The organism is Pontibacter sp. LHS1 (assembly GCF_058932855.1).
The window spans coordinates 51336-72307 of record NZ_JBZYWF010000016.1 but is presented as its reverse complement, the minus strand read 5'-3'; the positions used below and the strand labels follow the sequence as shown (position 1 = coordinate 72307).

Below are 20972 nucleotides of genomic sequence, written 5' to 3'. Positions count from 1 at the left end.
TTATTCAGTAAATCTCTGAACTACAGTGCCATCAAAAAATCCGAAACTTGCTGTATTTTGTCTGACCTTTGGTAATCCCTTGGTGGTCGGCTAGAATGACCACTGCCGGATAGCCGCTACCCGAAGGTGGCGAATTCGGAGCGATTCACCGTCAGGCACATCCTTTGATAAAAGCACATGGGTTAATTTAACCACTGAACCGCCGCTTTTTGGGAAGTGCTGTCAGCGGGTCGCTGTTCTTTTCTATCTGTTTTTGGCAATTCTAAATCCCAGGTCATCAATTTTAAATTTCAATGGGTGACTTCTTCTGCGTGTTGTTGCCATTACGCTCCTTTCTACGTCACAAAAACCGCCGCCGCGAAAAATACGATAAGAACCATAAACATCTGTGTCGTATAGGTCTGAGCACCATTCCCACACGTTGCCCAACATGTCATAAAGCCCCCAGGCATTTGGCTTCTTTTGTCCAACCCCATGCGTTTTATTTCCCGAGTTGTCTTTATACCAAGCAATCAATTCTAATTCACCGTATCGTATTCCTGTTGTCCCTGCCCTACAAGCATATTCCCATTCTGCTTCTGTGGGCAACCGAAAACCGTTCGATGATTTTTCAAAGAGTATTTCTTCGCTTTCATCCTGCATTAAATAGCAGGGTGTCAAGTCGAATCGAACTGAAAGTTTATTGCAGAAAACCACGGCATCCTTAAACGTCACCGTTTCGACAGGAAGAGAATCTCCTCTAAAAGTACTTGGGTTTTCATTGGTTACTTCATGATACAAAGCTTGTGTCACAGGAAACCTGGAAAGGAAGAAGGGCTCGATTTCAACCCTCCATTTCTCTTTTGTTCTGTCATCACGCAATTCAATGCTTCCTTTCGGTATCTCAACCATGTGGCCGGGAACAGTCGAAGTCAACTTAATGCTGCTTGCGTTCATTTGACTGAAAGAATTTTTAATGCTTCTGTCATTGAAGGAACAAAGTGGACATGCCTTCCTTTGTTGCTTTCATAAATGAAGGCAGCTAAACTTTTGCTTGTGTATTTAGTGAAATCCCCAACGATGGCCAAGCGCACACGATAGGTTGAAAACTTCTGAAGAATTTCACCGGCCATTCCGTTTTTCAGGTCAAAAAAATCTGCCGTGATATTTTCCTCATGCATCACAATGCTGTCAAAGCCTTGATAGTAGAGGTTTCCGAGTAAGTCTACTCCGTCTTCCGTTTTGGCGATGATCATCTCGTTTGAAATAACTTCGCCAATTCTTGTATCGTTTACATGATGAGCTTGAATTTCCATCTAATGTTTTTAATGGTGTAGTCCTTTAGGCAATCACTATCTAGCTTCGAGAGAGTACCTATCCTTACTATTTGCACTAGATTGGGAGTCCTGTTGGCACCCTTCTCAAAAGAGCAAAGATAAAGATAGCTTTTCATTTTCATTACTTCCAAAGCAGCCTATTACTTCCTTTCCATACCACCTGTTCTCAAGTGGGCTCAAGTTTTCGTCCAGGGCATGGCTGATATGTATGAACAGCATTTCAATAGGAATACATCAATCGCAAATCAACAGGGGTAGCCTCTTCCAGGATGTAAATACCCGACATGGTACAGGCAAGTCTGCACCTGAAAAAACGGTATAAAGCTATTTTACAACAGGAACCGTCCATCGACCCCAAAAGCCCTAAGCTTCCTCTCTTCCAATAAACAGACGGTATAGCGCCTCTGTGCATGTAGCGTAGCCAAATACTATCATCAACCAAAAGTGCTACGCCGATTAGCGCATAGTGCCCCGCCATCCTAACACGACAGCCGGCTGGCTCACACAGGATGAAACCGGCTACTATTTCACCTATGATGCGGCCTATCTCCGGTCAAAAGCCCCGGAGCCTGTCAGCCTGACCCTCCCCCTGCGGGAAGATCCTTATTTCGACCGGGTGCTGTTCCCTTTCTTCGACGGGCTGATACCGGAGGGCTGGCTGCTGGACATAGCCGAAAAAAACTGGAAACCGAACCCAAGGGATCGTATGGGGCTGCTGCTGGCCTGCTGTAAAGACTGCATAGGAGCGGTGAGCATTCACCCCGTGGCAGAGGAGGCTGAGTCATGAGCAGGTGCCTGTTTTGTTACCAGCCGCTGCCAGAAGGGGAAGCAGGTTTCCACCAGAGGTGTAGCAAAAAACTATTTGGCCAGGCTACTCCTCCCCTCCTGCCTTACACCGAAGCACAGATGGAGGAGCTGGCAGAGCAGACAATACGAAGCCAGATCGCAGTGACAGGCGTGCAGCCCAAGCTCTCGCTGGAGCTGGCCCCCGCAGAGAGAGAAGGAGATCCCAGGCGCAAGGATTTCACCGCGGCCTTCAGCACCTCCATGCTCAGCGGCAAACAGCAGGAAAACATCTTCGGCAAAATGAAGAAAGCAAAACAAAAATGGTTGGCCTTTATTGAAGTCAGCTTCCTGAGCCAGGAGCTTAAAAACGGCTACAAAGCCGTGCTGCAGGAGCGGTTTTCCAGGCTCGGACTTGAAGGGTGATGTGAGAAGGGAAGAGGCTCACAGGGGAAGCAATTCAACAGGGGGCTTTTATAATCAGAGCCCAGCTTGGTACTTTTATAAAATGTGCCTTTGATTCCCAAATAGATGCTTCTCAGGAAGCTATGCCATATTCCCAAGTAGATGTGGCAAGGTGCTTCTGGTACGCTTTGGCAAGAGGAAAATAGAGCAGACTTTTATCACATTACCTAAGGGAACCTGTTCCAGTTCGCACCATTTTCTTACTGCATCATTGGCAGCGAGCTCTACCAAGGGCGGCGCAACAAGTGCCGCAGTTTCAGACTCTGCACTGGCAATTAGATCCAACACCTCCAGTTCAGTCTTCTGTTCGACTATGCCTTTGGACAAGTTGTAAAGAATCGGGAAATAACTCTCCCCTCTACGGACAAGAACAAAGACTCTGCGGTGCGTCCCCCTGTAGACAAGGGCGCTCAGCATGTATTCCGGAAGATGTTGAAGATGCCCGGCATGCTTTTCAAGAGTCGATACATGTGCCAACATCTGCTTTGAGCCAAGCCCTCCCACATCCTCTAGTACATGTTCGTCCCTAAAAAGCAGCTCAATATCCAGGTCACTGTCCAGTGTGACATCGACAGTCTCCTCATTAGTATGAACATCAGCACCCAGAATCTTTTTTGACTTCTCATGCCGCTGTGTAATTCTGTTAAATGCAGCCACTATCCTATCCCGGATCAGTGATGGGCTCTCCTCTTCATAAATAATAGCGGGGACTAAAGTGTAGAGAAAGATTGTACGGTTAGGGTCTTTCGTGAGCCTTAGCACCCTCCCTACCCTTTGAAAGAGCACGTCGGCCCCCTCAGGTGGATCGTAGTTAACAATTGTGGCTGAATCTTCTAGGTTTACGCCGATTCCATCAGCATCAGTACATATAAGTATGTCATATTCGTTTTCAGATATGAACTGATGGGAGTTCGGAGAGAAGTCCTTCAAGACTTCTAACCTACGCTCCCTAGACTTAAGTGTGGGGTTCTCCAGGTTTTCTTCTATTGTGCTTCCAATTGAAACTTCATCCCTGAACAATTTCTCCAACGCATCAGCAAGATAGGCAGCAGTAAAATGCCTGTTCACAAAAATGATTACCTTCCCTTTTACCTGTATACAATGGCGTTGAATAATCTCTTGCAACTTCTGAAGCTTATCATCCTCCCAAAGTGACATACTGGTAAGTTTTTGCATTATGGGGTTGAGCAGCGCAGTACGTTCGGCTATTCCGAGCTGCATTGGAGCTACATAAGAATAGTTACGGCTGCTACTTCTACCTTTCTGCCTTAAGGAAGAGCTACTGTTCTCAGAAAAGTCATTTGTATGGAGATTGGATACTAAACATTGGCTTAGCTCAGCCGGTGAGCTAAGCCATCCCAACAGCGTGCTTCTGGCTACAGAATCCGTTACCCCCTTTTTGGTGCTTAGGGTTTCATCGTCGAACCAGGATTGCGGCACCTTGACCGCCTGATTAAAACACCTCCGGTTGAAGGCTCCCAGAATATCACCCTGCAAAGCCAGCTCATATCGCACTGTATTAAGCTTGAGGGACTTCGGAAGGTAGCGCCGCTCGTTTCCCATCCTGATGAAGATTCTATCGTTCTCATCTACGTCTCCCCTGCTGCGTGCCATTTCAATTACGTGCGGAAGTCCAAGAATCGTCACCATGGGCAGATTTGTAAACTCATCTGAGGAACGCACCTGCCATGGTTCTGCACCATCCTCACCTTCTACATCCTCAGGCAACATGGCCAATAAGCTGTTAAGATTCTGAAGGCTGGTGCCATAAGCAGTGGCCGTCAACATCACAATCCGTGCTCCGCGCTCTACAGCCGTTTTCAGCCTTCTGAATACCAGGCTTTCCTTGCCCTTGGCTTCCTCCTTAAAAAGCTCGTTTCGGTAAAGGTGAGCTTCATCTATCAATATCAGCGTTTTGTTATCACTTTGCCTTAGAGCTTTGTCCAACCTCGCCACTTGATGGTGAGGTTTTCCACTCGCTCTGCTAAAAAGCAGATCAGTATTGAAGTATTTGTAGGTGACGTCTCTGACGTCCATGTGATCAGCCCAATTTTCGCAGACACCCTTCGGTGCTAAAAGAATTGTCCTCTTGACAGACTCAGCAAGTTGCATCCGCCAGGCCATTTCGGAACCCATGATAGTTTTCCCCAACCCTGTTGCTGCGATGATCAACGCCCCTCCAAATTCATCAACCTGACGTAGAGCTCGCCCAATTACCCCTTTCTGAAAGTAAGTGGGTGCATGAGCTCCCAGACGCAAAGGCTCGTCATGCAGCCCATTCAATGAAGCTAAAACTCTGAGGTAAGCGTCAAAAGGCTTTGCTAACGAGAGCCACCCCCTTAGCTGCTCGAGGAGTTCTAACAGAATATCCCTTGAACCTTCCATAGCCTCATCGAACCATCTCGAAAAGTCGTTGATCATCTTGGGATTTCGACTTGATGAAATCTGTTCCCCTGCCATTAACAGTCCTCTTCTCGTGAAATTAGAGGAGCCATGCCAGAGCAACCTGTCATCATTTATATAGAACTTGCAGTGAAATGGGTTCTCCAGTTCACCGGCATCACGAATGATGAACCTTCCTTGCTCCATACGTTGAACCAGGCCTGATACGGCTTCCCAGAGTTCATCCTCACACCTGCCAAGCTCAGCAATGATTTCTTTCACAATTGCAAGCTGAGCATGCCTGCCTTCCTCCATACCTACCAAAATCCGTAGATGAACTCCGGGAGGAACATGAGCCTGTCCAAGCTTATAACCTGAAAGGCGAAAGTAGGCGCTCGCTATCCTAATCACTTCTTCTGCCTCGGGGAAGTAATGCTGCACGAATGCCAGCCCTACACCCGGACCGACACCCCAAATTGGTTTCCCGTCATTTCCTGGTTCAAGGATTAATGGCAATGCTTTCAAGTTGCTGTAATTCGGTTTTGTCCTTTCAGGAGGTTCAGATGGGAGCCAGTCACATCGCATATGTGTTTCCCGTTAAAGCAAACGCAACAGACTTACATAGGTTGATTTCTTCTTCATCTGAAACCATTGAAGACAACCACATTTACAGGCTAAGAAAAGGATCGAACAGACTTACTGCGCACTACCTTAGGGTATCCCCATTTATGTATCCATTCCTTGGAACCTATTATTGGTAACTGCAGCAGGAGTATGCTCTTATTTGTGTCAGGTTACATATACATGTTATTATTGAAAGATGTGGCTACTTACCATAGCTATTCAATCTCCTAATATCCTCAATGAAATAGTTCGAGATTTGTCCACTCAAGTGCACAAGTACAATTTCTGGCGCCAGCTACTGCAGAAGTATCTGGCGCTTTTTTATTGTAATACTAACATAAATAAGCTATTTCATTCTTAACACACCACATCAACTCCTTTCTCACTATATTAATATATTTACATTTTACGTACTAATATTAAGCCTTCTGCCCCCTTTTCAAGTGATTCTGCGGGTTAGGTTGAATGGCGAAGAATCTGCCTTGATCAGGAATTACTGATCTTTAGACAGCATCCGGCGTGTGATAGTGATGGGAACAGGCACCCAGGGCACTTTTTTAACGATATGCCGCTCATGTACCGCGTAGGAACGTGAAGAGAAGAACCTGTACCACCGCGGTACATGTGCTATGATTCATGCACCAGAATAGCCACTTATGTCTCATGCTGTATCTACACAATGAGATTGGCACCCGGCATACCCTACGGCAGCCACCAACCCCTTCTTGCGTCACAACCAGAGTCTGATTAATTTAGTATATTTGTAAAGGGCATCATCGATTTGTCCTGTGTACATATAAGTGAACACCATGCGTATACAAGCTGTCGTACGAAGAGGTCATATGAAAGAGATTGACGAGCAAGAGGACCTGCTCTACTGGCTCAGCCGCTCCCCTAAAGAAAGAATAGAGGCGGTCACCTTCATCATTTCCCAGTTCCTCAAGCCGGGGCAAAGGATGGACAAAAGTGCTGTGACCAAAAGAAAACTTTCCCATGGTCTTAGCTAGGGATTTCGAGGAGTTCATCGGCCTGCTCAACAAGCACGAAGTAGAGTATCTGGTGGTCGGGGGCTACGCGCTCGCCTTCCACGGAAGACCGCGCCACACGGGTGATCTGGATATCTGGATTAAGGTTTCAGAGGAGAATGCACAGCGCATGCTGCAGGTGCTAAAGGATTTCGGGCTAGCCTCCCTTGGCTTTGAAAAGGAGGACTTCCTCAAAGAAGGCTACGTCACTCAAATCGGCTACCCTCCCCTGCGCATTGATATCCTCAACAACATCGACGGTGTCAGTTTCCAGGAAGCTTATGGCAATAGGGAGCAGGTAGAACTGGAGGGGCTGGAGGTGGCCTATATAGGTCTGCGCGAGTTTATCCAGAATAAGGAAGCGGTTGGAAGAGCCAGAGACCTGAGCGACATCAAGGAGATACAGGCAAAGCCAAGATTGAAACGAGGTCGGGGACGCAAATTATAGTTTGCTCCCTCCGCTGTCAAAGTATAAAAAAAGGCTTGATTAAACACAAGCCTGACCGCTCAGTTTCCTCAAATCTTCCATGAAATGGTTCGAAATTCGTACACTTAAGAGTACAATTTCAAGCGCCAGCTACTGCAGAAGTGGCTGGCGCTTATTTTATACCCCCCAGGCGCCGGTGCTGCACCTGCCTCTGGTTTACCCCCGCATTTTACTCTGCAGCGACTACTCTATCTTTCAGTAATACAAGGGGTAATTTCAGCTTCTAAAATCATGCGCAGACAATGGAGCGTTTGCCTAAAGCACGTAAAACCAGCAGTCACCCTGGCCGGCACACCGAGGCTTCAGTGGCGGCCATTCGTGTCGTGCTGCTGAACAGCTTCCAGTCAAAGCCGCCCGGTCTCCTACGCGATTACACAGGCACTCTTTTGGCCGCGGGCTGCCTGCTGATATAGCGGTCGACAAAAGGCGTGAAGATCGCCAGCAGGCTGAAGAGCAGCAACAGGTGCAGGTACCCAACCTTCGAATACTACAGCAGGTCCCTCCTGCGCTAAACCAATTTGTTGCAGGAACAGGCATACTGTTTATCCGCTTAAGCTAGTGGCTTTTATCCACGTCACAAAATTGAGCGATAAGCGGTACTTATTTTTTAACGCAGGTTAAGAAATAGAAATTGATTACCGGGCATGCCTCTTATTTAAGTAAAGGGCAAGACTATCTTTCAAGCGCATTCTTCTGAGAGCGAAAACCAGTGCTTAGCAAATTTTATAAGGTTATCGTATAATCTTATAGCGGAATTAGAAGCGATTTCCCCAGCTGTTTGCCACAATTAACTTCTAAACCGCAATGCACTTATACAGTGTTAAGTACCGTACTTTTACCATTCTCTAATCTTACCACGATGCCAAAACTTTCCGCTTTCAGGATGCTTGTCCAATAAATCTTTAATGTCTTGAGCAACTTCATTCGGCTTTCGTGAGGCGCCATTTCCACCCATATCTGTTGCTGTCCATCCGGGGTCAAGAGATGAGACAATTACCATTTGCGTTTCTAATCTTTTTGCCAATAGTTTTGTATACATATTTAAAGCGCATTTTGACATTTTATAATGTGGCTGAAGTCCGTCAAAATTCTCTTCGCTGAACGAGCCCCAATCGGACGTTACATTGATTATATGCCCCTCCTTTACGAAAATCGGAAGTAGTTTTTCGGTCAATTCAATGGTACCGAAAAAATTCACATCAAATGTCTGTCTCAATTGTTCAAGATTGATTGCTGCTTCACCCCAATCTTCAATTAAAATGCCAGCATTATTAATGAGAAAACTTATTTGTTAATCATTGATCTTCTCACTGAAATCAGATATTGATTTGCTGTCAGCTAAATTCAATTGATGGCATTCAAAATTTGATTTAGAGATGGCACATTTCCCGGAAGTTGAAGTCCCTATAATCTTATAGTTATGATTATCAGTTAATAAATCTGCTGTTGCCAAACCAATTCCTCTACTACACCCTGTAACTATTCCAATTTTCATTGTCGGTTAATTTGTTCAATTTGCTACACAACGTATTGTTAGGCAGCTATCTGAAGTCAACAATTAGAAGCTCTTCTCTTTTAAGTAGCTGCCGTAGCCCCACGTCTTCCGCATGGGAATCAGCACAAGTACCCACCCGCTAGGAAGAAAAATCGTTTGCTGGCTTTTTTCGCGTTAAGACCCTTCAATAGCTCCCAAGATCAGTTTTGTCAATTCTTTCCGTCCTTTCAGGAAGTTCGGATTGTTCTCGTTCTTGTCCTTAATCAGTCGGGTGGCAAAAAAATAAATGTTTTCTTTTGTCTCCACATAACCAACCCACCAACCTATATCCTGACCATTTTTCCTAGTCCAGCCAGTCTTGTCCCTAAAAGTGTGCGTTTCTGTCCTTTCGGAAACCATGATTTCCTTCACCTGGTCGATAGTTGATCTAGAGAAAGGGAGACGGCTCTCATACAGTTTGACCAGAAAGTCAACCTGATTTTTAGGTGAAATGGCAAAGTCTCCATAGTTCCAAAAGTCATCTCCCTTTTCTTTCAGATCCCCATTGCCGTAGCTGCACTTTTTTAGAATTCTCCGGTATTTGCTTCTTTTTATTCTTTTGGCAACTTCCACATAGAACCAGACGGTCGAATTCTTAAACGCATTTTTAAGATCTGTATCGCTGTTCCAAGAGTTTACAGCAATGCCCATGTGTGATTTAGGCTTCCCGTCCCATTTATAAACTTCATGTTCATCTTGCACCGCTTTGTATTCCAGTGCAATCAGTGAATGGGGGATTTTAAAAGTGGATGCAGGTAAGGTCGCTGTTTCTGCATCCTGTTTATCTGTGAAGATCCATTTTCTGTTTTTGTAATCATAAATGGTGATGCTTCCTTTCAGGTGTAAACTGTCGAAGTATTGTTGAAAGTCTGCTTGCCCAAATGCTGTTGAAGCCCAAATGGACAAGACCAGTGTTATGGCGTTTCTCATATATGCTTTCTATAAGTTGACCGTTAGTGCCCTTTTGTACTGAAACTCGTCATTATCCGGCTCTAAAATGCTTCTTTAAGAGCAGGAAAGCTCTACTACTGTGCAGTAGCCAGATTCGATGCATTTCTACAGCGCCTGCGATTTACCGCTTATTGCTAGTTGACACCACCATTATGGCCAGGCTGATGCCTTAAAGAAAAACTTGAGACGCTATGGGACATTCTTATCCAGGGCCTGCACCTTCTTTAAACCAGCGTACATGATCACAAGCTTTTATACTTCCTATAGCCTTCCAGTAAATGTTTTTTAAGTTGTTCTGATACGCCAGATTTTCTGGTGAAATTGTTTTCTGCAAAGTAAGCTCCTCCCTGTTATAGTGAAGGTGTGTGATCACGTCATATTCCTGGTCATATGTGACAATTTTTCATTTGCCCGCAGCACCTATGCAAAGAGCGAGAAAGCTTGTGACAAACTTTCTTCCCTCTTTTGTTTCCAAAAAAACATTCCACTTGCGTCTTTTTAGGAACTCGTGCGTCTCCCTTACACAAACCATCAGCATCGTATGTTATGAAATGCAATGTAGCCATGCTCTGGGACCCCCATAGCAAATACATCGAAAGCTTTGTGCGAAGGAGAATCAAGGATGAGGAACTGGCAAAAGACCTGCTACAGGATGTGCTGCTGAAAATATGCCTGTACTGTGATGCAAGGAACGATGTGAGAAACGTCAGGCACTGGCTATTCCAGATTACCCGCAACGTCATCGTTGACCACTTCCGCAGAGAGCATAAAAGGGAGGACCTGTTACCTGATGTACCGACATCCGAGCTTTATGAGGAATACGAGCATACACTCCACTCCGAATACCTGGATCTCTTCATCAAGCAGCTGCCTGCTAAATACCGCCTGCCCCTGCTCTGGAGTGATATGGAGCAGATCCCCCACGCGGAGATTGCCAAAAGGCTCAATATTTCCTTATCCGGGGCCAAATCCAGGGTGCAGCGCGCCCGCCAGCAGCTGAAACAACTGCTCCTGCAGTGTTGTCAACTGGAACATGACCATCAGGGAAATATCATCTCCTGCATGCCGCACCCGGCATGCCCCTACCTGCAGCGCCTTCCGGACAGCTTTCAACAGGCGCTCTAAACCTGCGTCTTTTTTGTTGTGAGCGCGTCTACCTTACCAGAAAACCATTTTTAACCAAAAAGACAGAATCATGAATGTAAAAGTATTAGAATCCTCCTGCTGTGGAACACCGACTAAAATGCTCGAACACGTGAAAGCGGCAGCCACTGGCCTTGACGTGCCTGTAGAGATTCAGCATCTGACGGATTTACAGCAAACCATGAAGTACGGCATCACCAAGTTCCCGGTGCTGGTTGTTAACGAGCAGGTGGTCCTCTATGGCAGGGAAGCTGATCCCGAGGAGATCCGGAAACTCTTATTAAAAGAACTTAAAACCGCTTAAAACAAATGAAGCACCTGACTGATTTTTTATCTGCGATAGCCGACGGGATTGTTTTCAAACTCCTGGGATTGGAGCCGGGACTGTGGTATGCCGATTCACTGCACTATTTCATAGCCGGCTTCCTGCAGTTGCTGATTTTACTCGTGTTCGTCTCCTATCTGATGGGGGTCGTAACCGCGTACCTGCCGTTTGAAAAAATCCGCTCTTTTCTAGTGCGGCACAAAAAATCAGGTGTAGGAAACGTAATGGCTTCGATTTTCGGAGCCATTACCCCTTTCTGCTCCTGCTCTTCTATTCCAATCTTTATCGGCCTGATGCAAGCTAAAGTACCTTTGGGTGTCGCCTGTTCCTTTCTGATCACTTCACCCCTGGTAAACGAGTTTGCCATCGCGCTTTTTCTCACAGCTTTCGGCTGGAAAGTAACGCTTATCTATATAGCTACTGGAGTGATCCTGGGCATTGTGGCCGGCCTAGTACTGGATCTCTTCAGGCTGGAGGCCCATGTGGCGGACTGGATTCAGAAGCTTGAAGCGGACAGTATCCAACGCATCCCCAAGGATGGGCGCAGCCTGCGGAAACGCTGGCCTGAAATCTCCAGTCAAGCCTTGTCAACTGTAAAAAGGCTGACAGCGTATGTTGCGTTAGGCATCGGCATCGGCAGTTTTATCCATGGCTATGTGCCAGCGGATTTTTTCCAGCAGTACCTCCATGAGGGCAATATCTTTTCCATCCCCATTGCCGTGCTGCTGGCCGTCCCGCTGTACATCGATGCGATCGGCATCCTGCCTGTCATCGAAACGCTGATTGCCAAAGGAGTCCCACTGGGCACCGCCATGGCTTTCATGATGGGCGCCATCGGGCTTAGCCTGCCGGAAGCGCTGCTGCTGAAAAAGGTCATGAAGCTCCCCTTGCTGCTGACCTACTTCGGGACGACGGCGATCTGCATGGTAGTAGCCGGTTACTTTTTCAACCTGCTTTTCTAGGAAACGGCATCCCCTATCTTGGCAGGGGATGCCGTTTCCCGCTGTCGGAAGTCCAGGCATGCATTAAAATGATATGAAACAACACCTGAGCAGCGCAAGCAGCAAAATGCAATCAAAGAAATACTTTTGATCTCCACGTTCCAGAAGGCTAGTAAACCAGCGATGTACGCGCCTTTCCTGAACGTCACCAGGTAATTTCGCAGGGGGCTAAGGATTTAAACTTTAGCAACAAAAGCTTATCACCCACCGCTTCTATACACGCAATATCGGCTTAATAATGGCTTGATGCGACAACTATTAAAATATCATAGAAAATGTCTTTAAGGCATGACAGCATAGTTTTGTCTAGCGCATATGTCGTCACAAGCGTGTAAATTTCTGTTGTCTTGCTGCTCCTGTCCCGAACATGTCTGCATATACTGCAAATCAGTACCCTGCTCTAGCCAAGCTGCCTGCGTGTGTGAGGCGTAAAGGGACCTTGACAACCTCTCCTATAGCCCAGGCATTAAGCACATTGCGCAAGCTGCCCACCTTTTTACTATCCTTCTAAGAGACCTATACAAAACTCAAGCATTTAGTTAATTGCCTCCTGGAGTGATTGGAACCACTCGGGTATGGGGTAAGTATTCCACGGCAAGAACAGCAGGAGCGTCTGGCGTTAACTTACTAACATAGATGGATTAGTTGCCCTTCTGCATGGTGAAGTGCCGGTAGGGAAGCAATTCTAATTCATCTATTAGGCTATAACGTTCACTATGCTACAGCATGCGTCACATGCGGTTGAGCGTTACTGGTCCATCGCCTCACCAAGTGATCATCATCTCTAATCATATTAATTTGAAAGCGATCCTCATGCTGGGGAACCAGCGGTATGCTGGCAACATTATCTCATGAGGAAAAGCGCCTATGTGATAGCCGATGGTTAGAAGCCTCTACACGGTGCATCATCAATCCTTTCAATTTTGTGCTTCATCCCTCATTATAAAGAAACCAGTTATGGATAATTTAACATTTGAAAAACTCCCTGAGGCAGTGAGTGCGCTGCATGACAAGCTAAGTCGCATTGAGCAACTCCTTCTGGAAAGGCAGGGCCAGGAAAAGGGGGAGGAAATATTCACCGTCGCGCAGGCGGCGGCGTTTCTTAAGATCTCGGTGGGGACGGTTTACCTAAAGGTCAGCAGCCGGGAAATCCCGGTCAACTAAAGGGGGAAACGCCTTTAGTTTTATAAGTCTGAGCTGGAGGAGTGGGTAAAAGGGGGCAGACAGAAAACGGTGTCGGAGTTACAAAAGGAAGCGCAGCAGTACGCCAGGATACCTACGAAGAACAGGCTATAAAGCTCTAGGTTGAGTAATAAACCTATACTCGATCAAGGCTTTGTCGATTGGAACCAGTGATTCATTGCTCGAGCTGCATCCATGTATAGCGATCATAGGCCAAGCAAGTGAAAGCCTGATTGGCAGATCTTATGAACAGAGGGAGCAAGTTTGTGTTTTTTTGGCATACAAAAACCTCTTTTAGGCCCGCGGCTCCCGATGGTCGCAGCGGTGTCCCTTTCAGTAACGCAGTCCCTTAGCTTACATTAGTCCCGCCATTTCCAAGGCTGACGCACATTGGCTAAGGAGTCCGCTTACCCTATTCCTCTGGAGGCAGCCCGCCTCACGGTATAAGTCGAAAGGCGGGCGCCATTAACTCCTGGTCTGCCTTTGAGATGCCATGCTTGCCGGCCACGCTACGCCAGTTGCCCACAGCTTTCCTGACCTGCTGGTGTATCGCTGCGGCCTGCTTTGGAGAGAGACGGTAGTATTCTGCCGTGGCGAGGGCCAGCTCCGGATCCAGCGCGTTGTCCTCTTCGGTGATGTTGAGCTTGAGACCTGCTCCCGTCTCCACCGGATTCAAGTCATAGGCAGGCGATAACCGCCAGCCCAAGGGAGTGAGGATGAAACCGTGGTTGCGCAGATGGTCATCCGTGTTGCTCACATAAATATTAAATAGAATTCGCCGCCAGAGTTCCTCCAGGTCTTTTTCCGGAGCGGCACCCTGCCTGGAGATGAACTCAGCCAACTCCAGGTAACTTACCCCATCCTGGTAGTCGATGCCATCGTGATAACCTAAAAGGGTCATGGCAGAGGCAAAGTGAATCCGCGCCCCGGTTTCAGTGCGGTCAAAGCGCCTGGTCAGGAAAGTGTGCTGCCTGGAGGCATAACGCTCTATCCTGGCCTCCGCCATGCTGATGCCCGCTGATACGGCCAGCTCCTGCGCCACCATCTCCCAAGCCCCCACATCCCGACTGTCAGTGCGGCTGGGAAACTTGGCAATCCACAGCCTTCCCTTCTCGTCCGTTACGCCGGCTTTCGGTCTGGCTCCCCCCAGAGAGGACCCGGGTGCCACCAGCAGGCTGAGCCATTTGAGATATTCCTCGTCCTGGCTAATGTCATCTTCCTCCAGCTTCTGGCTTGCATAGGTTAGCTCCCGCAAAGCCGTCCAGGGCGGCGTAGCCATCTCGCGGTTGTCATTCAGAAACGGCCCATCAGGTGCCTGTTTAAACCGTAGCGCCCCCATGCGGTGGCCGTCGTACACCCCCAGCAGGTAGTCGCTTTCCAGCAGGCGTTGCTCCGAACGGCCTTCTTTGCGAGCCATTGCCGCCTCGCGCCTGCGCATCAGCACCCTGCCCCACCGGTCTGGGGAAGAATCAAGAAAGGCACCAAAGTTACTTTTCTCCTCTCCCGCCAGGAACTGCGGCCCTGCGTAAAGTTGCAGTTCAGGATCCAGCACCTGGGCATAGACACTACCCAGCCAAGCCTTCTCGTACTCAAAGGAGAACACCTCCTTGCCACGCACGACGCTCGCCTTCAGCGTACCCATCCACTGGGGCCCTCCTAGTTCAGCCCAGTCAGCATACACATAGATTTTCCTGGTTTCCCTGTTCTTTGACATCTTCTTTTAGGTACCGCGTGAATGCTTGGGAGCTCTTTCCCGCACCGGCAACTCGGCATCCTGCAATTTGCGACCGAGCTTGTCGTCCCGCCCCACCTGTGCCAGATCCTTCTCCAGGCCCAGCACCGCCAGTACTTTGAAGTAATTGCCCATGGCCACTGTGGGCTCCCCTTTCTCAATCTGACTCAGTGTGGGACGGGAGATAGCTGCACGCTCGGCCACCTGCTCGGCGCTGAGCCTGCGCCGCAGCCGGGCCAGCTTAATGTTCTCCCCCAGCTCAGCCATTAGCCGCTGCCAGGATGGGTATAAAATGTTAGGCTTTGCCATAATGTAAAATCTAGTTTACAAAGATATACATATTTGTTAACTATATTTTACATTATTGTTTAAAATATATTTACTAATTTAAAAGAAAGGAAGCATGTTCTGCAAATGGCGGCATTGGATCACTTGGGACACAAACCTGAGGGAGCTCTAGCTGCATATCGGTATCAAGGGGGCCACTTGGTAATTTTAATTGTAATTAAGGTATAACGACGCTCGCCACATTAGACGGTATTGGATTTAGGGCTGGAAAGACAACTTTCCCAGTTTCAGGATCTTCATAAGCCTGTGCTTCTACCGTATTGCCGTGTACAACGATATATAGCTTATCGCCACTGGCAAAGCCCCTGGTTTTGATGTACTCTATGTCAAACAGGTCTTTGAACGTGCCTGAAACGGAATTCATAGTACCCACAGCCAATATAAAATTGTCTTTTGAGACATTAGGGTCTTTGCTGAAGAAAACCTCCCTTTGCCTCGGCTGCTCCATAGAGGCCGCCGGCGTCAGCACCCCGCTGATGGCAATATTGCTCCCTTCCACTGAAGCTGTCACTTTTGAAGGAATGGAGGTAGACACCCGTCCAATTATAAAACCACTCACAAAACGGTTGAAGTTGCTTCCATCCTCTATCCTGTAATTATATTCAGGAGTGATAAAAGTACCATAGCCCGGCTTGCTGAAACTAGCCCTACGCCTACCTATAGGTACGCCCTCTATTGTAAACTTTCCATCGGCATCCGTGTATCCTTTCACTACTGGATCTGTGCCCAGCACCACCACCTCCACCCCGCTGTAATCCTCTTCTCTGAGCCCCGATTCACTGTAAAGCTCTATCTCACCGGCATAAATGACAGTTGGCTCCGGTTCCTTGTCCTTACTATCCTTACAGGAGAAGAACAGCACGGCGTAGAGTAACGGAAGTGACAGACGTGTAAATGTTTTAAGCATACGCTGTATATTAAGTTTATTTAAAAGTAGAAAAAAGGTGTTGCGAACTTCAGCAGGATATAAAACACATTCTAAAGGCTATAAGCTATGGCAACAGATACGTTAAGGCTGTTCATGCTTGGGCGGACCTTCTTCGTGCCGTAATAGTAGTGACTCACCTCAAATTCTGGCCTTGTCAATAGTGTGCCCGCTTCTAGCCCAAGCCCTACAGGCCCTATATCCACCCTCATGCCGGCGGCGGTCCCATAGGCAAACGCGTTACACTTCTCGGCAGGACGCTCCTCTGTCCAGTTCTGGTAGCCGATCACAAAGGCTGCGGAACGGTTGAACGAGGCTCCAAGAGAGCCCTTTGCGTAAAACGTCACATTATTGGCAGGAGCCTGTAAGTAAAGGTCCCCTAACAGGAAGGAAGATTTCCACGGCTCACTCGAGTCTATCCAAAACCCATGATCCTCACCACCCCGCCACTCAAAGAACTCTTGTTCATCATAGGGGTGCGTGCGCTTGGCCACGGTTGCCCCCAAGGCAAAGTGCTTGCCGAGCTCCCTCATGTATGACAGCGAGAAAAGCGGCCCCTGTTTGGCAAAAGCTGGACTGTCTTGCTCCCAGTCCTAGCTACCGTACTTGCCAGTAGGTTTAGAAAGGCCTGCCTGTAGTACAATTTTCGAATGGTTGGTGCCTTTATCTTGAGCAGAGGCACTGATACATGGAATAGTACAGGCAATAAAAAAAGCAATTGTAAAGAATTTGGTCTTGTAGAACTTTAACATACGAATTATCAGAATCTAATAACAAACCTACCAATATGAAAGCTTTTCTTGCTTTCTCAGGCTGTTTCCACAATATGCGAAAACTACAGGCTCCCCTTAATTATCATCTAGCTAATATAGAGAATACCTATTGATTATCAATCGGACGCACAATATTATACAGCGTAAACAAAGTCACATGAATATCACCTTCTATGGTCTTAATACTTCTTTGTCTGAACAGCGTCTGACTATACCTTAGGGTAGTGCCATGCTCCCGAAGATGGTTGTCAAAGAGAGCTTGATCGGTGAGGCGTGCCATTGACTTTAATATCTACCCTTATAACAAAGGATTTTAATACGTTGCGAGCTCTACCAATCCTTTAACGCCCATCTAATAGTCATATCTTAGCCTTGACTACGTTCAATATAATTAGAATCATGTGTTAAGCCTTCTACATCAGACGGATGCTATCTGGGGGAAAGGGGAATACAACTTTGAAACACACAATTACATTTGTAACCGTGATTATATGTCTCTAAAAACAGATGTCTTTTTGAAAGAGTAAAAACAGTATACAGGATTATAAAGTAAGGAATCGCTTAATTTCTACTCTACCAGCTTAAACTTAAATTCTTGCACTAGGTAGTAGCCAATACCAGGCATCTCGAAAGTCCAATCCGTTAAATAATGACCGGATGCATGACAGGATTTCTTTTCTTCAACTTGATCCAATCATTGCTATTATCCTCAAATGGACTCACCTAGACATGCGCTTGATATAATCTTCGAAAGTATTGTTTGACAAATGATGTCACAACATAAATAAACCGTCTAGCCGGCCGCCCCCCATAGAACAGGCCGGCGCTGCCCCGAAGAACATCGGCTTCAAGATAGCTTAACCGTACCTGTCAAAGTGGGAGCCCGGTGTGGCAGCCATCCAAACACTGCTGGGTAAAGGCAGTGCTTCAGGAAATTCCCCCTGAAATTTCTCAGGCGATGACCACCACACCTTTTGCGCGTAGGTGCTTTATTTGTTCCAACCGCAAAGGGTTGTTCAATACATTGACAAATTCAAGCTTTTCCAATTCATAGAGCGGAGACAGGTCGTCCACCTGGTTATCTGATAAGTCCAGCACCCTTAAATTAGGCAGGTTGCTCAAGGCATCTATGTAACCGATTTGGTTGCCTGACAGATACAGTTCTTCCAGTTCTGCCAGACTCCACAGTTCTGACACCTCCGTCAGCAGGTTGTGGGACAAATCCAGCCGGACCACCTGCTTGCAATGCGAGATCCCTTCCAGGGACTCAATGCCACTATGGGCTAGCTCATATTCGGCAATGTCTTCCAAATAATAAGGAGGGAATTCAACCGTCAGCTCACCATACATTCTCAGCTTCATGGCATTGTAGAAGGTAAGCTCCTCCTCGTATCCTAGGTACTGTTCATGCTCATCTTCATCATACCCATAATACCCTTCTTTTGGGCTCTCCTCCCAAAAGTACTCAGGGTTATAACCAATATCTTCGGTTATGGCGGTTGCTTCCAAGCCATCCAGGTTCTGGAGTAAAAGCACATGCTTGAATCGATCGAGCGCCTCCTCTTGTTGAAGGGCATAGGCCGCATCCAGCTCCTTTCGCACAAGCCTTGCCTTGTCAGGGTGATAAAGGCCGATAAGCTTTGGAAACAATTTCGCATCATTCTCTTCGTTGAGCGCAACATACGTGGAGATCCGATTGGCTAGCTCTCGGAAGGCTCCATAGCGTTTGCTCTTGTAAAGGTTAATCAGCGTACCGGCGATTCTGTTAAGGTTTTCATCAGAATAAGCCTCGCTTAATTGTTGGTAAGTCTTGTGAATATTCATCGCTGCGTTACTATCTATATACTCTGATAATCAATCCCTAACAGTTAGGGTATCCGGTCTGCCCAGGAACTCCCCTTGACTGAACAGCCGGAAAACGTTTACGAAGGCAAAGACCCGTAAATTTGCGCTAATTCATATGCAATGTCTCCCTGAAAAAAGCAGAGGCTAATCGCACGACTTTGGAATGGACCTCTTTCCTGTTTACCGAGATAGGGTCAACAAAATATAGAGGGGAGCTAACTTTAAGATCGTGCTTGGCCTCATTCAAAAAAACATAATGCCCTGCCTTTCTACTCACCATTTTTAACCGGCTGTTGCGAATCATCCTGGCATAATAACCCGCATTGGTTTTAAGTGGGGCAATCGTATCACCTCCCGCTGCTGTTACCATCACAGGTATCCTTACCGCAGCAAAAGAATCCTTGTTGGGGAATGCCTGTCCAAGGGCCGGGGCCATCACAAATGCGCTCTTGATCCTTGTATCCTGAAGCGAAGGAACCTGCTCAAATGCTGCGCGAAACCTTGGAAGATAGGCGGTCAATCCCGGCATCTCGGGAATATTGGCTTCCCTTCGACCGTCTGCAGATGTGAAGTAAGTCTCCAGCGCATTAAAATCCATTCTTGCGCCCGCCATTGCCATGACAGAAAAGCCCCCGAGGGAAAAGCCGGCAGCCCCTATTCTGGCAGTGTCGACTGCATGCCGTATATCTGGCGTCAGCAATAGCTCCGTGAGTACAAAGCTCAGGTCTCGGGGTCGCTCCCACACTTTCACAAATTCTGCCAGTATGGGATTATCGAAGGTATTGCCATAATGATCAACGGCAGCCACCATGAATCCTTTCGAGGCCAATTCCGCACAGAACCACTCCACCGTCAGCCGACCTCCCCCAGTACCGTGAGAAAAAAGAATCAAAGGAAAGCGACCTGGCGCAAAGCGGGCATCCCGCTGGGTAGAAAGCCGATAAAAGGGCGAGGGGACTGTTTGTACAGTTCCATGGTGGTCTGCTGCAGGATACCAAATCTCAGTGGTGAGATTCCTGCCTCGTTCCTTGTCATAATACCGGTATGTCTGCTGTCCAACGATGAACGCATTCCCAGTCCTACCATGGCCAGGTAGTGCGGAACAGGCGGATAAGAGGAATACCCATATTAAAATAAAGCTAAGGAATCTTCTGTCCATCATTTTGAGGTTTTTTTGGGACAAAGAAACAAATCGCTAAACCGGCTGCATTGTAAATTTTAGACAAATGCGCCTTGTACTATAAAATCTGCAATAAGCTGTTGTGGGGAGCCGTATTGGCTAGGTGACAGACTAGTAAAAGCCCTAAAATCCTTAACAAAATGCGCTTGGTCATAGTAGCCGTTTTCCAATCCGATCACCGTCAAACTTGCCTTATCGTGACGCATCTGGCTCAGGGTTCTGTAGAAACGCATCAACCTGCAAAATTGCTTTGGGTTATAACCTGTATACCACCTGAGAATACGTTCCATTTTCTTATAATGCAGTCCGGATGCCTCACATAAGCCTTTAACCGAATCATGCCTTTCCGTAACGAGCGATACTAAACGCTGAACCTGCTGCATCTCCTGGCTTACCTGCAGGCGCGAGCTTAACAGCGTTTGCACGGCCTCCACTTTTCCACGTTCCAAAGCAGCTTCTGACAGCCTTTCAGACCACAGCGAAGCTGTACAACCTAACACATCCGAAAGCGGCACTACTTGATTCAGGAAAAGGGATGCCGGCATGTTGAGAAAAGCAGGCAAAGCACCACGCCTGAAACGGGCTCCGTAGAGTGTCAACTCACCATCGCACTTGAGGTGAAATGGCCGGTTTCTGGGCCCGAGCACCTGTACGGGTCCGAATAGAAATTCAGTCCCCCTGTCATCGTATAGAGATGGCTTATTATTTAGCGAAAAAACAAGCTCCGCACGACCTCCCGGAATAATTAACTGATGCCCCAGTGCCCCAAGCACAGGCTCCGCTTTCATCGTCCAGAGGCATTCCACAAAAGGGGCTAAGGCAAGGGAGGGTATGTATTCACGGTAATAGATCAAGGTAATAGGAATCTGGCAGCCCTGCTGCTACCAATGGCTAAGATTTATGAAGCCTTTGGTTTGACCAACATAAATTACGTGAACCCAAATTAGTAAA

Annotated in this window: 21 protein-coding genes; 8 read left to right on the top strand and 13 right to left on the bottom strand. The window is 47.3% G+C overall.

Annotated features, from left to right (window positions below; genetic code table 11):
- Positions 1–243: 243 nt before the first annotated feature.
- Together AC5FXQ_RS20255 and AC5FXQ_RS20250 are read right to left on the bottom strand one after the other, a co-directional pair.
- Positions 244–936: a formylglycine-generating enzyme family protein gene (locus AC5FXQ_RS20255; RefSeq protein WP_493604233.1), complete on the bottom strand. Its 693-nt coding sequence runs from the start codon at positions 934–936 to the stop codon at positions 244–246.
- Positions 933–1295, bottom strand: a complete 363-nt coding sequence (locus AC5FXQ_RS20250; protein ID WP_493604232.1) for a DUF4180 domain-containing protein — start codon at positions 1293–1295, stop codon at positions 933–935. The genes AC5FXQ_RS20255 and AC5FXQ_RS20250 overlap by 4 nt, the downstream gene beginning before the upstream one ends.
- Before the next feature lie 487 nt (positions 1296–1782).
- On the opposite strand from AC5FXQ_RS20250, the gene AC5FXQ_RS20245 reads away from it, so the two are divergent.
- Positions 1783–2103: a HipA N-terminal domain-containing protein gene (locus AC5FXQ_RS20245; protein WP_493604231.1), complete on the top strand. Its 321-nt coding sequence runs from the start codon at positions 1783–1785 to the stop codon at positions 2101–2103.
- Between the two features lie 119 nt (positions 2104–2222).
- Positions 2223–2525 (top strand): hypothetical protein, encoded by a 303-nt coding sequence (locus tag AC5FXQ_RS20240; RefSeq protein ID WP_493604230.1) that lies wholly within the window; start codon positions 2223–2225, stop codon positions 2523–2525.
- Between the two features lie 120 nt (positions 2526–2645).
- On the opposite strand, the gene AC5FXQ_RS20235 is transcribed toward AC5FXQ_RS20240, so the two are convergent.
- Positions 2646–5471 (bottom strand): helicase-related protein, encoded by a 2826-nt coding sequence (locus AC5FXQ_RS20235; protein ID WP_493604229.1) that lies wholly within the window; start codon positions 5469–5471, stop codon positions 2646–2648.
- Positions 5472–6379: 908 nt separating this feature from the next.
- Here AC5FXQ_RS20235 and AC5FXQ_RS20230 point away from each other — a divergent pair.
- The gene (locus AC5FXQ_RS20230; RefSeq protein ID WP_493604228.1) at positions 6380–6577 is read left to right on the top strand and encodes a hypothetical protein; all 198 of its coding nucleotides are present in this window, start codon (positions 6380–6382) and stop codon (positions 6575–6577) included.
- Positions 6564–7043 (top strand): nucleotidyltransferase, encoded by a 480-nt coding sequence (locus AC5FXQ_RS20225; protein ID WP_493604227.1) that lies wholly within the window; start codon positions 6564–6566, stop codon positions 7041–7043. Before AC5FXQ_RS20230 ends, AC5FXQ_RS20225 begins: the two co-directional genes overlap by 14 nt.
- Positions 7044–7917: 874 nt before the next feature.
- On the opposite strand, the gene AC5FXQ_RS20220 is transcribed toward AC5FXQ_RS20225, so the two are convergent.
- The 3 genes from AC5FXQ_RS20220 to AC5FXQ_RS20210 all read right to left on the bottom strand — a co-directional run bounded on the left by AC5FXQ_RS20220 (position 7918) and on the right by AC5FXQ_RS20210 (position 9546).
- Complete coding sequence (locus tag AC5FXQ_RS20220; RefSeq protein WP_493604243.1) at positions 7918–8358, bottom strand: SDR family NAD(P)-dependent oxidoreductase; 441 nt, start codon at positions 8356–8358, stop codon at positions 7918–7920.
- A 15-nt stretch (positions 8359–8373) separates the two neighbouring features.
- Positions 8374–8577: a hypothetical protein gene (locus tag AC5FXQ_RS20215; RefSeq protein ID WP_493604226.1), complete on the bottom strand. Its 204-nt coding sequence runs from the start codon at positions 8575–8577 to the stop codon at positions 8374–8376.
- Positions 8578–8751: 174 nt separating this feature from the next.
- Entirely contained in the window at positions 8752–9546 is a 795-nt protein-coding gene (locus AC5FXQ_RS20210; RefSeq protein ID WP_493604225.1) for a penicillin-binding transpeptidase domain-containing protein, read from the bottom strand.
- 567 nt (positions 9547–10113) lie between these two features.
- On the opposite strand from AC5FXQ_RS20210, the gene AC5FXQ_RS20205 reads away from it, so the two are divergent.
- The 4 genes from AC5FXQ_RS20205 to AC5FXQ_RS20190 all read left to right on the top strand — a co-directional run bounded on the left by AC5FXQ_RS20205 (position 10114) and on the right by AC5FXQ_RS20190 (position 13200).
- The gene (locus AC5FXQ_RS20205; protein WP_493604224.1) at positions 10114–10692 is read left to right on the top strand and encodes a sigma-70 family RNA polymerase sigma factor; all 579 of its coding nucleotides are present in this window, start codon (positions 10114–10116) and stop codon (positions 10690–10692) included.
- Positions 10693–10762: 70 nt separating this feature from the next.
- Positions 10763–11014: a thioredoxin family protein gene (locus AC5FXQ_RS20200; RefSeq protein WP_493604223.1), complete on the top strand. Its 252-nt coding sequence runs from the start codon at positions 10763–10765 to the stop codon at positions 11012–11014.
- Positions 11015–11019: 5 nt separating this feature from the next.
- Complete coding sequence (locus tag AC5FXQ_RS20195; protein WP_493604222.1) at positions 11020–11997, top strand: permease; 978 nt, start codon at positions 11020–11022, stop codon at positions 11995–11997.
- A gap of 996 nt (positions 11998–12993) precedes the next feature.
- Positions 12994–13200, top strand: a complete 207-nt coding sequence (locus AC5FXQ_RS20190) for a hypothetical protein (protein WP_493604221.1) — start codon at positions 12994–12996, stop codon at positions 13198–13200.
- 454 nt (positions 13201–13654) lie between these two features.
- On the opposite strand, the gene AC5FXQ_RS20185 is transcribed toward AC5FXQ_RS20190, so the two are convergent.
- The 7 genes from AC5FXQ_RS20185 to AC5FXQ_RS20155 all read right to left on the bottom strand — a co-directional run bounded on the left by AC5FXQ_RS20185 (position 13655) and on the right by AC5FXQ_RS20155 (position 20875).
- Complete coding sequence (locus tag AC5FXQ_RS20185) at positions 13655–14932, bottom strand: type II toxin-antitoxin system HipA family toxin (protein ID WP_493604220.1); 1278 nt, start codon at positions 14930–14932, stop codon at positions 13655–13657.
- Between the two features lie 6 nt (positions 14933–14938).
- Positions 14939–15259, bottom strand: a complete 321-nt coding sequence (locus AC5FXQ_RS20180; protein WP_493604219.1) for a helix-turn-helix domain-containing protein — start codon at positions 15257–15259, stop codon at positions 14939–14941.
- 196 nt (positions 15260–15455) lie between these two features.
- Entirely contained in the window at positions 15456–16205 is a 750-nt protein-coding gene (locus tag AC5FXQ_RS20175) for a carboxypeptidase-like regulatory domain-containing protein (RefSeq protein WP_493604218.1), read from the bottom strand.
- A gap of 71 nt (positions 16206–16276) precedes the next feature.
- Positions 16277–16756: a hypothetical protein gene (locus AC5FXQ_RS20170; RefSeq protein ID WP_493604217.1), complete on the bottom strand. Its 480-nt coding sequence runs from the start codon at positions 16754–16756 to the stop codon at positions 16277–16279.
- Between the two features lie 1191 nt (positions 16757–17947).
- Complete coding sequence (locus tag AC5FXQ_RS20165) at positions 17948–18820, bottom strand: leucine-rich repeat domain-containing protein (RefSeq protein ID WP_493604216.1); 873 nt, start codon at positions 18818–18820, stop codon at positions 17948–17950.
- A 127-nt stretch (positions 18821–18947) separates the two neighbouring features.
- On the bottom strand, positions 18948–20003 hold the full coding sequence (locus AC5FXQ_RS20160) for an alpha/beta hydrolase family protein (RefSeq protein ID WP_493604215.1): 1056 nt from the start codon (positions 20001–20003) through the stop codon (positions 18948–18950).
- A gap of 56 nt (positions 20004–20059) precedes the next feature.
- The gene (locus AC5FXQ_RS20155; RefSeq protein ID WP_493604214.1) at positions 20060–20875 is read right to left on the bottom strand and encodes a DUF6597 domain-containing transcriptional factor; all 816 of its coding nucleotides are present in this window, start codon (positions 20873–20875) and stop codon (positions 20060–20062) included.
- Between the last annotated feature and the right edge of the window lie 97 nt (positions 20876–20972).

Excerpts from the sequence above, each read along its gene's own strand:
- AC5FXQ_RS20255 (WP_493604233.1), bottom strand. The coding sequence starts at position 936 with ATGAACGCAAGCAGCATTAAGTTGACTTCGACTGTTCCCGGCCACATG.
- AC5FXQ_RS20250 (WP_493604232.1), bottom strand. The coding sequence starts at position 1,295 with ATGGAAATTCAAGCTCATCATGTAAACGATACAAGAATTGGCGAAGTT.
- AC5FXQ_RS20240 (WP_493604230.1), top strand. The coding sequence starts at position 2,223 with ATGGAGGAGCTGGCAGAGCAGACAATACGAAGCCAGATCGCAGTGACA.
- AC5FXQ_RS20230 (WP_493604228.1), top strand. The coding sequence starts at position 6,380 with ATGCGTATACAAGCTGTCGTACGAAGAGGTCATATGAAAGAGATTGAC.
- AC5FXQ_RS20225 (WP_493604227.1), top strand. The coding sequence starts at position 6,564 with ATGGTCTTAGCTAGGGATTTCGAGGAGTTCATCGGCCTGCTCAACAAG.
- AC5FXQ_RS20215 (WP_493604226.1), bottom strand. The coding sequence starts at position 8,577 with ATGAAAATTGGAATAGTTACAGGGTGTAGTAGAGGAATTGGTTTGGCA.
- AC5FXQ_RS20210 (WP_493604225.1), bottom strand. The coding sequence starts at position 9,546 with ATGAGAAACGCCATAACACTGGTCTTGTCCATTTGGGCTTCAACAGCA.
- AC5FXQ_RS20205 (WP_493604224.1), top strand. The coding sequence starts at position 10,114 with ATGAAATGCAATGTAGCCATGCTCTGGGACCCCCATAGCAAATACATC.
- AC5FXQ_RS20200 (WP_493604223.1), top strand. The coding sequence starts at position 10,763 with ATGAATGTAAAAGTATTAGAATCCTCCTGCTGTGGAACACCGACTAAA.
- AC5FXQ_RS20195 (WP_493604222.1), top strand. The coding sequence starts at position 11,020 with ATGAAGCACCTGACTGATTTTTTATCTGCGATAGCCGACGGGATTGTT.
- AC5FXQ_RS20190 (WP_493604221.1), top strand. The coding sequence starts at position 12,994 with ATGGATAATTTAACATTTGAAAAACTCCCTGAGGCAGTGAGTGCGCTG.
- AC5FXQ_RS20185 (WP_493604220.1), bottom strand. The coding sequence starts at position 14,932 with ATGTCAAAGAACAGGGAAACCAGGAAAATCTATGTGTATGCTGACTGG.
- AC5FXQ_RS20180 (WP_493604219.1), bottom strand. The coding sequence starts at position 15,259 with ATGGCAAAGCCTAACATTTTATACCCATCCTGGCAGCGGCTAATGGCT.
- AC5FXQ_RS20175 (WP_493604218.1), bottom strand. The coding sequence starts at position 16,205 with ATGCTTAAAACATTTACACGTCTGTCACTTCCGTTACTCTACGCCGTG.
- AC5FXQ_RS20170 (WP_493604217.1), bottom strand. The coding sequence starts at position 16,756 with ATGAGGGAGCTCGGCAAGCACTTTGCCTTGGGGGCAACCGTGGCCAAG.
- AC5FXQ_RS20165 (WP_493604216.1), bottom strand. The coding sequence starts at position 18,820 with ATGAATATTCACAAGACTTACCAACAATTAAGCGAGGCTTATTCTGAT.
- AC5FXQ_RS20160 (WP_493604215.1), bottom strand. The coding sequence starts at position 20,003 with ATGATGGACAGAAGATTCCTTAGCTTTATTTTAATATGGGTATTCCTC.